Genomic DNA, 15295 nt, shown 5'->3' with positions numbered 1-15295 from the left:
TTCTGTTGCATGACGATAGGACTTCTCAGTCTGGCGCCTCTTAAAAAAGCTTGGAAAGAACAATGGTCAAAAAAAATGATGCCGGCGGAAACGAAGCGGGCGCAAAGCTGTTTACAAAAATGATGACGGTCCTCAATTGCTTTACCCGTGCCAGGGGGCAATTGAGTATCAGTGAAATCGTGGAAACAACCGGGCTCCCGCGTACCACGGTGCACCGCATCGTCGCGTCTTTAAGAGATGTTGGCATGCTTGATCAGGACGGGCGAAGACAGACCTATCGTCTTGGTTTGAAAATGTTTTATTTCGGCAGCGTGGTCATCGCCAACCTGGATTTAACCGGCAATTCGCGGCCGCATATCCTCTCGTTGCATCAGCTGACAGGCGAAGCTGTGCATCTGCATATCTTTGACGGCAGCCATATGGTCTGTATCGAGCGCGAGGAAATGGGTGAGAACAGATTGACGACCCTGACGACAATCGAGGGGGCCCCGACCTATTGCACCAGTGTTGGTAAAGCCTTTCTGGCCTATCAGGACGACAAGCTCGTCAATAGAATCGCCAAAGAGGAAGGGCTCGAAGCCCGCACCGAAAAAACCATCACCGACCTTTCTGCGCTCAAGAAAGAGCTGGAGACAGTGCGTACAAACGGCTACGCAATCGACGATGAGGAAAACGAATTGGGCATTCGCTGTGTTGGTGCTCCAATTCGGGATTCGCGTGGACAAGTCTTCGCTTCCATCAGTGTTTCAGGCACAACTGAGCGCATGCCGATGCCTCGTGTGCTCGGTTTGGCCTCTGCTGTTGCCAATACAGCAGATGAAATTTCGAAAAGTCTGGGCTGGAACCCGAATTTGTGATCTCTAAAACTGGTCAATTGGTTTAATTCCGAAATGTGGGATTGAAAAAGTATCGGTCATCGTTTATTCCTATTTGTGTCGAGGAATGGGAGGTTTTCGATGATTTGCTCACGCAACTATCTTTTGGCGCTCACTGTAGTGCCGTTTATGGTGTCCGTTGGCTGGGCTGCTGATTTTCCAACAAGGCCCGTTACAATCATCGTTCCCGCTGCCGCTGGCGGCGGAGGCGATACCACCACACGCATTCTGGCTCGCAGCATCGAGCAGGAAATGGGGTGGACGGTCAGCATCATCAATCAGGGGCAGGGCGGTGGCGTCGTCGGCTTGACAAGCATGGTCAATGCCGAGCCGGATGGCTATACCGTCGGTTTGCTGTTTCCCTATGCTGGCTACAAATATACTGGTCAGGCTGATTTCGCCGGAGCGGATTTTTCACCAATGGCCAATTTTAATGGGGACTCTTCCTCACTCGTTACATCTGCGTCCTCGCCTTTCGAGACGTTGGCTGACGCATTGGACGCAATCAAGGCCGAGCCTTCGAAATACAAGATCCATTGCAGTGGCGGCTGCGGAAGCGTCTGGGATGTACCCGTTGCCGGCATGATGATGGATTACGGCATCGATGTTGAAAAGATCACCTGGATTCCGGGACAGGGCGCAGCCACAGGATTGCAAGAGCTGGCCTCCGGTGGTGTCGATTTCCAAACAGTCTCCTTGCCTGAAGCCTCAGGGCTCATCTCTGCCGGTCTTGTGCGTCCTTTGGGGGTCTTGAGCCCGGAACCGGTGCCCGGCTTTGAAGATGTGCCTCTTGCCGGTGAAGTCATGGGTCATCCGGTGGATGGCGGCACATGGCGCGCGCTTGGCGGGCCTGCGGGTGTTTCTGATGACATTATCAAGGCGTGGGAAGACGCCGCCCAAAAGGCCGTGCAGTCCGATAGCTTCAAGAATGCAATGAAGACGGCCAATTTCGGCGTCAAATGGATGCCCACCGAAGATCTCGCCGTCTTGATGAAGAGCCATGAAGAGGACACCGCGCGTGTGATGGCTGCCCTCGGTTACAGCAAGTAACAAGAGAAAATTCCATGAAAGCTCATGATAGTATCGTCGGCTTGGTCGTGGCCATTCTGGGAGGGGCGATTGCGCTCTACTCCCAGAGTCTGGTGCCGCCTCGCCATTTGAATTACGGGCCGGGATTCTTTCCCCTGCTTATCGGCATCGGCCTTGTGTTGGTTGGTGGCGGGCTCATCGTCCAAGGGTATGTAACCGGGCGTGACAAGCCCTTGTTTTACCGGCCGCGCTGGCTGGAAAACCGCCAATTCGTCTTTCGTTTCTGGATCATTCCGATCGCAATTCTCTTTTATTGGCTGGCTGTTACGCCTCTGGGCTTTCTCGCCACAGCGACAATTCTGCTCGCAATGATCCAGATAGCCAATGGCGTGCGATGGAAAGTGGCTTTCGCCGTAGCGCTGATAACCGCGCTGGTGGTCAACATCCTGTTTGCCTCCATTCTGCATGTCCCCCTTTCATGGGGGCTACTCACTCCAATTTCAGGATTGTTCATATGGTAGACGCTGGTACAATTCTGGCGCAGCTAGCCGATCCCTATCTGCTTTTGGTGATCGTCGCATCTGCTGCATATGGGCTTGCTATTGGCTCCATTCCCGGGCTGACAGCTCTGATGGCAACGGCCTTGCTTGTCCCCTTCATTATCTTTATGGCTCCGCTCCCTGCGATTGCTTCCATCATCACGGCATCTGCCATGGCGATTTTCGCCGGTGATATTCCGGGCGCACTGCTGCGCATGCCGGGCACGCCTGCCTCGGCGGCCTATACAGATGATGCCTTCAAGCTGACCCGGCAGGGCAAATCGGCGACGGCACTAGGGGCCGGGCTGTTTGCATCCGCCTTCGGTGGTGTAGCCAGCGCAACCATCCTGACGCTCTGCGCCCCTTGGCTGGCCCGCATTGCGCTGTCCTTCTCCAGCGTTGAATATTTCTGGCTCGGGGTTTTGGGGTTGAGCTGTGCCACCTTCGTGGCCGGTCCGTCCTTGCTCAAGGGGCTTGCCTCTTTGCTGTTCGGCCTGTTCCTTGCGACCATGGGGCTTGATCCGATTTCCGGCATGCCTCGATTTACCTTCGGCTCGACCAATTTGGTTGGCGGGCTCGGGCTCATTCCCGTGCTGATCGGCCTGTTCGCTGTTTCGGAATTACTGCGCAACAGTTACGGACAGGATCGACAGATGTCGGAGAAGGCAAAACCTGCCTCAATTGTCAAAACAGTGGTCAAGCTGATGTGGCCGCATAAGATCGGATTGCTTCGGGGCAGCCTGCTCGGCACGGTCGTCGGTTCCTTGCCCGGAGCCGGATCCGACATCGCCGCTTGGATTTCCTACGCTCTGGCGAAAAAATCGTCCAAGCGTGGCAATAGCGATACCGAAGAAGGGGCGGTGGAGCGCATCATGTCAGCCAGTGCGGCCAACAATGCCAGCTTGGGCGGCGCCTACATTCCGGCAACCGTATTCGGCATTCCCGGTGATGCGATTACCGCAATTGTCATCAGCGTCATGTTCATCAAAGGGGTTAACCCGGGGCCGACGCTGTTTCTTAACCAGCCTCAGGTCATCTATGCGATCTTTGCGATCTTCTTTCTGGCAAATCTTCTGATGCTACCGCTTGGCATTGCCTGCATCCGCGGCTTTGGTCTGATCTTGCGCTTGCCAACGAGCATCATTTCTCCGGTCATTCTGCTCTTCTGCATTCTGGGGGCATTTTCGGTCGAGAATACGCTTTTTGCCGTTGGCCTCGTCGCGCTGTTCGGTTTGCTTGGCTATGTGATGGAAGAGAATGAAGTGCCTCTGGCTCCGGCCATTCTGGGGCTCATTCTTGGTCCGCTGCTCGAGCAGACCTTCATGACCACAATGCTTAAATCCCAAGGCGATCTCTTAACTTTCTTCAACCGACCGATTGGAGGAACGATCGGTGCCGTCACCATTCTGGTGTGGGCCCTGATCATCGGTCTCAAACTCTTCGCGTCTCGCGACGCGAAGAACGACGGCTCACTTGCCGACACCGCTTCCTGAGCGGTGCCGACAGGGTACTTTCTTAAAGAATATTCCTGTTGAGTGGAGGAGAATATCATGAACAGGTCCCGCAGAATTATCCGCACAATTCTTTGCACCAGTGCCATGGCTACGCTTTTGGCAGGGCCAGCCCTTGCATGGCCAGACCAACCGGTCAGCATGATTGTTGTCGCCGGTGCCGGCGGTGGCAGCGACTTTACATTTCGACTGTTGTCCCGTGAACTGGAAAGCCAGACTTCGCAGCCGGTCAATGTGATCAATCAGGCACAGGGTGGCGGCATTGTCGGCTACACGACCTACAGCACCGCCAAGCCTGATGGCTACACAATGGGGCAGCTATCGCCCTTTGCACAGTTCAAAATTCTCGGGCAGGCCGATTTTACCGCTGACAGCTTCACGCCTTTGTCTCTGGTCAATGTCGACCCGTCTGCGATCCATGTCGGTGTCAGTTCCGACTTGAAATCGCTTGATGATATTGTTGCCGCGCTGAAGAAAGATCCTGCTTCCTTGCGGATCTCTTGCGGCGGTACATGCAGCGCCAGCTGGGATATTCCGTTTATTTCCCTGATGATGGCCGAAGGCATTGATGTCGCCAAAATCAACCTGATCCCTGCTTCCGGCTCGGCTGCCGGTTTGCAGGAACTTGCCTCTGGCGGCATGGATGTGGTGCTCTGCTCCATTCCTGAAACCGATGCCCTGACAGATGCTGGCATGGTCAAGACTGTTGCTGTTCTGTCCAGCGATCGGCTAGAGCGCTATCCTGATGTACCGACCGCCAAGGAAATCACCGGCAAGGATGTGACCGGTGGCACATGGCGTGGTGTTGCCGGTCCTGCAGGCATGGACCCGGCATTGGTCAAGGAAATCGAGGCGCAATTGAAGGTCGCCTATGAGTCCGAGCGTTTCCAGACTGGTATGAAAGATCGCGGTTTCGGCACACAATATATGGATTCCGCTGGCTTTGCAGCCTTCATCAAGGGGCATGAAGCCCAAACAAAAAAAGTGATGACCGCGCTGGGCGTTGGTAGCGAGTGATCATTCTGTAAATCCTCCCTGGAGCTGACTGGGGCAGTCAGCTCTTGGACTGAAGGCAGGCAATCGGCATTCCCTTGCATGTTGATTGCCTGCCGGATTTTTACCCATTCCACAAAAGTCCGTATTTGCCGGAGCAGCTCGGAAGAGCGAGCTGCCATGAGGGCATGCGCAAAAGCGCGCAGAGCAGGCCGAAGGAGAGCCACATGTCGATCACTATATTCGGGTCTGTCAATCTTGATATGACTGTTTCTGTTCAGCATTTGCCGGTGGCTGGCGAGACGAGTCATGCGGGCAGCTTCCAGACCGGACTTGGCGGCAAAGGCGCCAATCAGGCGGTGGCCGCCACCCGATTGGCCACCTGTCCGGTGAAATTTGTCGCCGCTGTTGGGGAGGACAGTTTTGCCGACAAACTGCGCGCTGATTTAGAGGCCATGACGGTGGACACGAGCCATCTCGTCACCATCAATGGAGCGGAGAGTGGTATCGCGCTGATCCATGTCGATGAAAGTTCGCAGAATTCGATAACGGTGGTTGGTGGAGCCAATATGGCCTGGCCAGATGAAGGGCCTGATGCGGATGTGTTCAAGGGGGCCAAGGTGGCGCTCTTCCAGCTGGAAACGCCTCTTGATGCGACCATCGCGGCAATGCGTAAGGCCAAAGCCGCAGGGGCAACCGTCATCCTAGATCCTGCCCCCATCTCGGAAGGTCATATGGACGCTTTAATTGCACAAGCGGATATCATCACCCCGAACGAGACCGAAACTGCCGCGATAACCGGAACCATGCCAGGTAACTTTCTGGAAGCAGAAACTCTGGCTAAAAGGTTGCTCGCGATGGGACCTAAGCTTGCTGTGGTCAAGCTAGGTGCCAAAGGGCTGGCCTATGCTTCAAGAGAGGAGGGGTCGGGCCACATAGACCCTTATTATGTTAAGGCCATTGATACGGTCGCTGCTGGTGATAGCTTCAACGGAGGGCTCGCCGCTGCTCTGGCTGAGGGCAAGAGCCTTCTGGATGCACTCAAATTTGCTGCAGCGGCAGGGGCCTTGGCCACTACGCGGCGCGGTGCAGGCGAAGCCGTGCCTTCGCGAGCGGAAGTTGAGGCGCTGGTCGCCGGATAGCCAAGAAGCAATTGGGAGATATAATTGCGCCTTCGTTCCTGTTGCAAAGCGTAGGCGAGGGCGTTGCATTTGGGTATACAGGTATCCGGGCATCTGAAGTTCGACAGAAGCTGTATATCAGATGCCTAAACATCATTCTTACACACACATGGTGGCAGAAGGCAGGCGTCATGCGCCACTCTGTTTGCTGTCCAAAAATACTTGCTGCATGGGGGGGTGAAAACGAGTTTGATTTCAATGGCTTGATGAGGATGCGTGACCATAGGTCTTCCGATATCACCTGATAGGTATATATCATAATGATTTTATAAGATTTCTCTTCCATACCTATAGTTGCTTTTTGATTTCTGATGAGCAATTTCGGGAGCTGCTATGCCTGCCTTGCCAAAGCTTATTTCCATGTCGACGTCCGGGGTAAATGCCAACGGCCCCGCCTTTGCATATTCCGCAGCAGGCAATGGTCGCTATGTGGTCTTTGCAAGTGACTCGACAAATCTGACGCCTCAGGATGGAGTCGGGCAGAATATCTTTTTGCGCGATACCGCAACCGGCCGCACTTTCAATGTTGATGTCAGTTCAAACGGGGCAATAGCAGACTACAGCGCCTGGCGCGGCAGCGCGCTTCAGAACCCTGACAACCCAACGGAGGTTGCCTTCACCACGAATGGCTTCGGTGAGGGCTTCAATCTCTATATCCGCGATGTCAATCTCGGCACAACGCGAGTGATTGCAAAAGACATCAGCACCGTGGACTATCCCTTCTCTCAGGATGTGAAATGGCATTTGAGCCAGTTTGGATATTCCAATGACGGCAGTCATATTGCCTATGCCAGTGCCAACAGCACTACTGTTGCCAACGACACCAATCGTGTCACGGATATTTTCGTTGAAGAACTCGCAACTGGCGATGTCGCGCGTATTTCTGTCGCCGCAGACGGGACCGAGGCCAACGGATCGTCCTACAATCCCATTTTCTCGCCCGATGGCACCAAAGTCGCCTTTTGGAGCAATGCCAACAATCTAAGCCCGACCGACACCAATTTCTCATCCGATGTCTATATCAAAGACCTCAATACCGGTGATGTGACGCTGGTCAGCAAGGCCCTGAATGGCGGCGCTGCGAATGGCGCTTCCGTATCTGTGGGCGGTTTTTCCTCAGATGGGCGGTATCTGCTGTTTGAGAGCGCTGCCAGCAATCTGGTCGCCAACGACAGGAACAACGACATTGATGTTTTCGCCTATGACATGCTTACCGGCGATACGATCCGCGTGTCTGAGCGATCAGATGGAGTGGAATCCAATGGCGATGATCTGTTTGCGCGTTTCATTCCGGGAACGCATATCGTCGAGTTCACGACCTCTTCAAACAATCTCCTTGCCGATGATGTCAATATGCGTCCCGACGTCGTCTATACCCGCCTTGGCTCGGGAGAGTTTGAAACGCTTGACTTTACAGGCCCCGTTCATCCCAACAAAGGCATAACGGGCATCAGCTATTCTGCTGACGGAAACTATGCCTATCTTGTGACCAACTCGGCGAATCTGGTCCCCAAAGACAAGGATACGGTGGAGAGCATTGTGCGCGTGCCGATGTCCCAAATTCTCAAGACGTTGCAGCATGAGGGCACATTCAGGGCGGATTCCCTTTGGGGGGATGACAAGAGCAATTACATGATCGGCAAGAATGGCAATGATCAGATACATGGCGGTGCTGGCGACGACTATATTCAAGGGGACAGTGGCAATGACACGCTCGTTGGTGAGAGGGGCGCTGACTATTTGCTAGGTGGAACGGGGTCAGATGAGCTCTTTGGCCGCCAGGGAAACGACTATCTTGATGGCGGCCTTGGCGAAGACAAGATGCATGGTAATTTGGGGAACGACACCTATGTCGTCAATGACACTCAGGACAAGGTCTTTGAATATGTTGGTCAGGGCACGGATCTCATCATCAGCTCTGCGAGCTACATATTGAGAGACAACAGCCAACATGTTGAAAATCTAACCCTCACAGGCCTCGCGTTCATGGGCGTGGGCAATATGCAGAACAATGTCATCAAAGGCACAATGGCGCAGAATATGCTGAATGGCCTTTATGGGCATGACACGCTGCTGGGCTTCGCTGGTAATGACTCCCTTTTGGGTGGCTATGGAAATGATCGTCTTTATGGGCACAATGGAAATGATTATCTCAACGGAGACGTTGGCTGGGATAAGCTGTTTGGTGGCAATGGTGACGACACTTTGGTGGGGGGAAATGGCAATGATTTCGCCCGTGGAGGCAATGGCGATGACACCCTGTTAGGGGGCGATGGCGACGACATTATACATGGCGATAATGGTCACGATACCTTGCGTGGTAATTTCGGCGATGACAAACTCTACGCTGGTGTCGGTGCTGATCGCATCGTCGGTGGTTTGGGAAGCGACGTGATGTTTGCCGGAAATGACAGAGGCAAGGATACCTTTGTTTTCATAACTGACGAAGACAGTCCCTCCGGACCAGATCACGACGTCATCTTCCTCTTCGATAGCGGCGAGGATGTGATCGATCTGGCTCAGATAGATGCCAATGAAAATCTGGATGGCAATCGGTCATTTAATTTCGCTGGCATGCAGGCTGAAGCAAATTCAATCTGGTATGAAACAAACAATGGCGACGCCACGCTCTATGCTGATACGGATGGAGATGCTGTTGCGGATTTCGAAGTGGAATTGCGTGACGTGACCCATCTCTCCTTTGGAGATTTTATCCTCTAGGGGATGCGCATTGCAGACAGTCATAATTATCAAAACAGGGCACCGCTGGGATGCCCTGTTTTCGTTTGCATGTGCATAGGGGAGGGGGATCAGGCCGCCCGGACCTGATCAATGAATTTGTCCACCTCGGCCTTGAGCATCTCGGACTGCTCGGCCAACTCGCCAGACGAAGCGAGCACTTGACTGGAAGCGCTTCCAGCTTCCTGCGAGGCTTTGTTGACGGAGTCGATATTCTCGTTGACCAGCTCCGTGCCCTTCGCTGCCTGATGGATGTTGCTGGAAACCTCGCTGATAGCGACATTCTGCTCTTCCATCGCCGCAGCAATAGCCGTCGAAATCTCGTTGAGATGCTGGATGACGTGGCTGACTTCTTCCATGGAAGCGGACGACTGTTCGGTGGCCGATTGAACCTCTGCAATCTGCTTGGCGATTTCATCGGTCGCCTTGGCGGTTTGCCCTGCCAAGGCTTTCACCTCTCCGGCCACAACCGCGAACCCTTTGCCAGCTTCACCGGCCCGAGCCGACTCGATGGTTGCATTGAGGGCAAGCAGATTGGTCTGTTCCGCAATCGTGGAGATCATTTCAACCACTTTGCCGATGTTGCTCGCGGTTTCCGAAAGCACAGCCATCTGTTCGTTGGTCGAGCTGACCTTGTTGACCGCGTCGTTTGCTGAGCGGGAGGCCGTGGCCACCTGATGAGCAATTTCGGCGATGGTGCTGGTCATTTCTTCGGTGGCTGTTGCGATCGTCTGGACGCTGGCTGTCGTCTGCTGAGATGCCGAGGCTGCCTGCGTGGCCTGCTGCAAGGTCAGTTCACTCACGCTGGTCATGGATTTGGCGCTGGCATTGAGTTCAACCGAGTTGGAAGAAACTGCCTGAACGATGGAGCCGACTTGACGCTCGAACTCATCCGCCATCTGCATCATGATCTGGCGTTTCTCTTCTTCGGCCTTTCGCTTGTTCTCCTGCTGCTCGGCTTCCAGTGTTCTGGCCTTTACGATATTCTGCTTGAATATCTCGACTGTATGGGCCATGTCGCCCAACTCGTCTTTTCTGCTCTGGCCGGGGATGCCGGTATCCACATTGCCGTCTGCGAGACGCTGCATGGACCGTGTCAGTGCATTGACAGGTGAGGTAATGCCACGTGCGATGATGAAGGCGCCAGCCAGGGCTATCACCAAAGCTATGACAGCAATCGTGATCAGGCCGCTCTCAGCACTGGAGAGGCTGGCGTAAACCTGTTCACGCATCGTTGTTTCATCTCGATCTGCGGAAACTGATGTCGCCTCAGCTGCGCTGAATATGGTGTCAGTGCTTGTATTCAGTTTGCCATCCAGAATGGTATTGCGCTCAAGGATCACATTGGTCAGCTCCTTGGTCGCTGCCTGATAATCCTTTGCAAGAGTGGCGGTTTTCTCTTGAAGAGCCTGCCTTTGAGGATTTAGGAGAGAAGTGTGCAAGTCAGACAAAGCCTTGTTGAGAGCCTGCAGCTCGCTTGTCGTGCGCTGTGCGGCTTCATCGCTGTTGTCATCAAGGAATTTCATCACATAAAGACGTGCAAGCAGCAGATGCTCCTGCGCAATTCCGGCAAAACTCGCCGACTCATAGTCACCCGCAGAGAAGGCGCCTGAACGAATGGTGGTCAGGTTTTCCCGCATTGCGAGCCCTTTCGCGCCAAGTTCCTTGTAGACCAGTATATTGCGGCGGTCGATGAGATTGGCAACCTCGTCAAATCCGGATTTATAGTCTTTGAGCGCCTTCGCGATCTGGTCAAGATGGCGGGCTCTCTCCGGATGCTCAATGGTAGATTGCGCCTGTTCCATCAGTGCGCTGACATCTTTATATTGCTTAAGAAAAGCGGCCTTTTCGTCATCTGCAGATGTTCGGAAATAGTTCCGTTGTGCTAGCTGAGTCTTTACGACCTCTGCGCTCAGGCTATCTATAAGTTTGGTGTCCTTGGCCATGTCTCCATAGGCATCGAACTGAACAATCTGATCTCTGAATGCCAGGATCCCCATAATCGACAGGGTGACTATCAAGGCAATCTGGACAAGAAAACCACCATAGATCCGTTGCCCGATCTTGAATCGAGATAAAATATCTCTCGCACCAGTTGAATCAGTCTTACTATCTAAGTTTTGCGAGTTTCGTTGCTGATACTCACTCATGATCGCTATATCCTGTTTGGGATGTAATATCTTGTCGCTATCCAGAAATACCGACGTCTCCTTAAGTTAAAAGTTGATTATCATGGTTAACAAAGGATTTAATTTCATGGATGTACAATATGATTCATGTAAATTCAGGGTTGAAATGAGTGTTGGTTGTGGAATTTGTGTTGTTTTATCTAGGGTATTGTTTTGTATTGAGTAAAACAATATTGTCAGTTTACGGAGGATAGGCCCTTTTTGTCATATTCGTTGCCTCATGCGGGCGACGCTGTCGGCATCAAGGGTAAAAAGTGAGGGCAGTTTCGGCGAGGCGATGGAGCGGGCACGACAGAGCCAACTCTGAGAGCATTTTCATTGAAATTCTTCCTGTCAGCCCTTATGCCTATGGGAAAAATCTATAGCCTTCCAATAAAAGCTTTCCCCCTTCAGCCATTTAACGATGATTTGCAGGTCATTGCATGAGGGAAGCTAGAAAAACCGTCAGGAACCCTCCATGTCCGATCCCAAAAAGCGACGCCCGCTCCGCTCCGAACTCTGGTTCAATGATCTGTCAAATCCCGAAATGACGGCTATCTATCTGGAACATTATCCAAATTATGGTTTGACGCTAGACGAACTGCAATCAGGCAAGCCGATCATAGGTATTGCCCAGACCGGATCAGACCTGTCGCCCTGCAATCGACACCATCTGGAGCTGACCAAGCGCGTGCGAGAGGGCATTCGCTCCGCTGGTGGGATTGCTATGGAGATCCCGGTACACCCCATACAAGAAACCGGCAAACGGCCCACAGCCATGCTGGATAGAAACCTTGCCTATCTTGGGCTGGTCGAAGCCTTGCATGGTTACCCGATTGATGGCGTGGTGCTCAATATTGGTTGCGACAAGACGACGCCCGCTCTGTTGATGGCAGCCGCAACGGTCAATATTCCCGCGCTGGCTCTCTCTGTGGGCCCCATGCTCAATGGCTGGTACAAGGGCAAGCGCTCTGGCTCGGGCTCGATCATCTGGCAAGCGCGTCAGCAATTTGCAGCAGGGGAAATCGACGCCAAGGAATTTCTCAAAATGGCAGCCTCTTCATCGCCCTCGGTTGGTTATTGCAACACCATGGGCACTGCCTCTACTATGAACTCCCTAGCTGAGGTGCTCGGAATGCAGCTGCCCGGCTCAGCTTCCATTCCCGCTCCCTATAGTGAGCGCGCGCGGATTTCCTACAAGGTGGGGGAACGCATCGTCGGTATGGTGCATGAAGATCTGAAGCCATCGGACATCATGACCCGAGAGGCTTTCGAAAACGCGATTGTCGTTTGCTCGGCACTGGGGGGCTCGACCAATGCGCCGATCCACATGAATGCCGTAGCGCGCCATCTCGGTGTGGAATTGACGAATAAGGATTGGGACGCCATTGGTTATGAGGTTCCTCTATTGGCCAATATTCAGCCAGCGGGGCCATATCTCAGTGAGGATTTCTATCGGGCAGGGGGGCTGCCTGCTATCATCGGGGAATTGCTGCGTGCCGGGCTTATTCCCCATCCGGATGTGATGACAGCCTCTGGCAAGCCATTTATTGCACTCTACCGCGATTGCCAGATCGAAGACCGCGATGTCATTCACCCGCTGAGCGATCCCCTGACTGCCAAGGCAGGGTTTGTGTCACTGGGCGGCAATCTCTTTGACGATGCCATCATGAAGACATCCGGTATCAGCGAGGAGTTCCGCTCTCGTTATTTGAGCAATCCCGAAGACCCGAATGCCTTTGAAGGCCCGGTCTTCGTGTTTGATGGTCCGGAAGACTTTCACAAAAGGATCGATGATCCATCACTGGCTATTACACCCGAAAGCCTGCTGGTGATGCGCGGAGCAGGGCCCATTGGTTTTCCTGGCGGGGCGGAAGTGGTCAATATGCGCCCGCCATCCTACCTGATCAAGCAGGGTGTCCATGACATGCCCTGCATCGGCGATGGGCGACAGTCGGGCACATCCGGTGCTGCCTCTATCCTCAATGCGTCTCCCGAGGCGGCGGCAGGGGGAAATCTCGCCATCATCAGGGACGGGGACCATCTGCGCGTTGATCTTGATGCCAGACGTGTGACACTCCTGCTGTCTGAGGAAGAAATTGCAAAGAGACGGGATGCCTTGTTGGCAAGCGGTGGTCCGAGCAATCCGCAAAGCCAGACGCCATGGCAGGAGATGTTCCGCAAGTCTGTTCGCCCGTTTGCAGAAGGGATGATCATCGAGGGCGCCGATAGCTATCTTGACGTTGGCAACACGACAGTTCCGCGCCACAGCCACTAGATACGCGACAAGGCCAATACCCCCTATTGCATGAAGCATGGTGGTGGTTGGGCTTAAGCATGGAAACACGGACACTGGGAAGCAAGAAAAGTGTCCGTGTGCCTGCGCCTCCTAGACATCGAATGTGATATTCTTGTGCCCCAGATAATTGACGACCGCACCAGCTGCAATGCCTGTGGCGTGGGCAAAGCCCTCGATCACAATTGTGGGAAGCGGTAGTCCGCCCAACACCCAGTTAAGCGCATAGGCGACAATGATCGTAACCAGTCCGCCTGCGATATTGACCAGAATGAAATCGCGAATTTCAAGAAACACAGAGCGGCTGCGCGGCGAAACGAATGCCCAGTAACGATAGATGATAAACCCGTAGATCATGCCCACCACGAGCGCCAGACAGACCGCTAATAGATAGGGAAGATACAGGCTGAATAAAAAGCGTATGCCCCAGTTGAGAAGGGCAGCACTGCCTCCGGCCACAAGAAACCGTACCCGCATATCCAGCATCAATTTTGCAACGACCATCATGTGATTCCTATCCATGCTGCCGCGAAGCAGGTGACCATTCCGCCTCCAAGGGCCAGACTCATCCGGTCTCTTATGGCAAAGGCAACGGGGTCATCCTTCATCAGCCCCCTCTGACACATTAGCCAGATGCGCGAAATGAACAGAAACAGGAAGATCGGAAACCCCCATAGCCATGTGATGTCGCCATAAAAGGTCTGTGTGAAGGCATCGTCAATAATATAGAGCACCAGAATAAGTACGGCGCAGATGCCTGTGGCAACTCCATTCGCAAGAATAAGCGGCAGGTCAAGGGTCTGGTAGCCCCGTCCGCGCACTTCGTCTCCTCCGCGCAAGAGAACGCCGGATACTTCCGTATGGCGCTTGGCGAAGCTGAGCGAGCCAAACAGAAACATGGAAAAGACCAGAAGCCACGGTGAGGCAATGGTTCCCGCAGCAGCAATCCCCAGCCCCAGTCGCAGGGTAAAAAGGCTCGCCAACGTGAAGCCATCAATGATGGGATAGCGCTTTAAGCCAAAGGAATAGGCCAGCGTGGCCGCGATGTAGGTGATAACAATGAGCAGGGCGCTCTTGCCCGCCAGCAGTGACAAGGCGAGACCGAGAAGTAAAATTACAGGTACAGACAGGATACCGATCCTTATGGGCAGATCACCACTGGCGAGCGGCCGCTTATTTTTGGACCAGTGTCGCCGGTCGTCTGACAAATCGAGCAGGTCATTGACGAGATACGTGGCCGACGCAACAAGATTGATGCCCCAGAAAGCAACAAATGCTGCCATGATCGCCTGCGCGTCTCCAAGTTTGCCCGCAAGAAACAGCGGAACGAAAACCAGCCCGTTTTTGGCCCATTGATGGGGCCTGATCGCCTTGATGAAGGGCTTCCATAGGGAATGGCGCGGCAAGATCTTTTCGATTGTCGTGTGCTTCTGGGCGGCTGATACCACTTGCCTTGGCGCTTCCACAACAACAGCGGCCTTTGCGCCCTTCCATACGGAAAGATCGGCCATTGCATCGCCGGCATAGGCAAAGCCTTGAGGGAAGCGCTCTTGCAGGACACGCGCCTTTTGAGGACCTTTGAGATTGGTCTGGTCATCACTGGCGATGACTTCGCGTATGTTGGGCAGGCGGGCGGCAACTTGTTTGGCAACACTCACATTGGCCGCTGTTGCCACATAGATGGGACGCCCTCTTTCGCCCTGCTCGGCCACATAGGAAAGCAGGGCCTGATTGAGCGGCAGGGACTGGATGTCGATATCCGTTTCGTTTGCCAGTTTATGCTTCAAGAGCGCACGCCCCTTGAGCATCCACCAGATGATCAGAAAAATATCCCATGGACGCTTCTTGAGAAAGACCAGCATGGCTTCCAGAAGCATGTCGCTGCGCACAACGGTGCCGTCCAGATCCAGAACGAGAGGAAGCGCCAATTTGGTCTGCTCACTCGGCATCTTGTCCTTCATCGG

At 53.8% G+C, this 15295-nt stretch carries 11 protein-coding genes; 8 read left to right on the top strand and 3 right to left on the bottom strand.

Annotation, left to right across the window (positions count from 1 at the left end; genetic code table 11):
• Window positions 1-62 precede the first annotated feature (62 nt).
• The 7 genes from ACKPCT_RS09535 to ACKPCT_RS09505 all read left to right on the top strand — a co-directional run bounded on the left by ACKPCT_RS09535 (window position 63) and on the right by ACKPCT_RS09505 (window position 8849).
• Window positions 63-857 (top strand): IclR family transcriptional regulator, encoded by a 795-nt coding sequence (locus ACKPCT_RS09535; RefSeq protein ID WP_319569062.1) that lies wholly within the window; start codon window positions 63-65, stop codon window positions 855-857.
• 99 nt (window positions 858-956) lie between these two features.
• Complete coding sequence (locus ACKPCT_RS09530) at window positions 957-1925, top strand: Bug family tripartite tricarboxylate transporter substrate binding protein (RefSeq protein WP_319569061.1); 969 nt, start codon at window positions 957-959, stop codon at window positions 1923-1925.
• Between the two features lie 14 nt (window positions 1926-1939).
• Window positions 1940-2425, top strand: coding sequence for a tripartite tricarboxylate transporter TctB family protein (locus tag ACKPCT_RS09525; protein WP_319569060.1), 486 nt, complete (start codon window positions 1940-1942; stop codon window positions 2423-2425).
• Window positions 2419-3936 (top strand): tripartite tricarboxylate transporter permease, encoded by a 1518-nt coding sequence (locus tag ACKPCT_RS09520; RefSeq protein ID WP_319569059.1) that lies wholly within the window; start codon window positions 2419-2421, stop codon window positions 3934-3936. The genes ACKPCT_RS09525 and ACKPCT_RS09520 overlap by 7 nt, the downstream gene beginning before the upstream one ends.
• Window positions 3937-3993: 57 nt before the next feature.
• Window positions 3994-4971 carry a Bug family tripartite tricarboxylate transporter substrate binding protein gene (locus ACKPCT_RS09515; protein WP_319569058.1) on the top strand — a complete coding sequence of 326 codons (978 nt, stop codon included), beginning with the start codon at window positions 3994-3996 and terminating at the stop codon, window positions 4969-4971.
• A gap of 203 nt (window positions 4972-5174) precedes the next feature.
• On the top strand, window positions 5175-6089 hold the full coding sequence (locus tag ACKPCT_RS09510; RefSeq protein ID WP_319569057.1) for a ribokinase: 915 nt from the start codon (window positions 5175-5177) through the stop codon (window positions 6087-6089).
• A 372-nt stretch (window positions 6090-6461) separates the two neighbouring features.
• Window positions 6462-8849: a hypothetical protein gene (locus ACKPCT_RS09505; RefSeq protein ID WP_319569056.1), complete on the top strand. Its 2388-nt coding sequence runs from the start codon at window positions 6462-6464 to the stop codon at window positions 8847-8849.
• Window positions 8850-8938: 89 nt separating this feature from the next.
• On the opposite strand, the gene ACKPCT_RS09500 is transcribed toward ACKPCT_RS09505, so the two are convergent.
• Window positions 8939-10888, bottom strand: coding sequence for a methyl-accepting chemotaxis protein (locus tag ACKPCT_RS09500; RefSeq protein ID WP_319569055.1), 1950 nt, complete (start codon window positions 10886-10888; stop codon window positions 8939-8941).
• A gap of 625 nt (window positions 10889-11513) precedes the next feature.
• On the opposite strand from ACKPCT_RS09500, the gene ACKPCT_RS09495 reads away from it, so the two are divergent.
• A complete protein-coding gene (locus ACKPCT_RS09495) occupies window positions 11514-13313 on the top strand; it encodes an IlvD/Edd family dehydratase (RefSeq protein WP_319569054.1) in 1800 nt (599 codons plus the stop codon).
• A gap of 111 nt (window positions 13314-13424) precedes the next feature.
• Here the strand turns inward: ACKPCT_RS09495 and ACKPCT_RS09490 are convergent, their stop codons facing one another.
• Together ACKPCT_RS09490 and ACKPCT_RS09485 are read right to left on the bottom strand one after the other, a co-directional pair.
• Window positions 13425-13838, bottom strand: coding sequence for a GtrA family protein (locus tag ACKPCT_RS09490; protein WP_319569053.1), 414 nt, complete (start codon window positions 13836-13838; stop codon window positions 13425-13427).
• Window positions 13835-15292, bottom strand: a complete 1458-nt coding sequence (locus tag ACKPCT_RS09485; RefSeq protein WP_090068056.1) for a UbiA family prenyltransferase — start codon at window positions 15290-15292, stop codon at window positions 13835-13837. The genes ACKPCT_RS09490 and ACKPCT_RS09485 overlap by 4 nt, the downstream gene beginning before the upstream one ends.
• Between the last annotated feature and the right edge of the window lie 3 nt (window positions 15293-15295).

Source organism: Cohaesibacter marisflavi, from assembly GCF_963665895.2.
GTDB classification, from domain to species: Bacteria; Pseudomonadota; Alphaproteobacteria; order Rhizobiales; family Cohaesibacteraceae; genus Cohaesibacter; species Cohaesibacter marisflavi.
The sequence above is the reverse complement of the archived record's forward strand: the minus strand, read 5'-3'. Positions and strand labels throughout refer to the sequence as shown.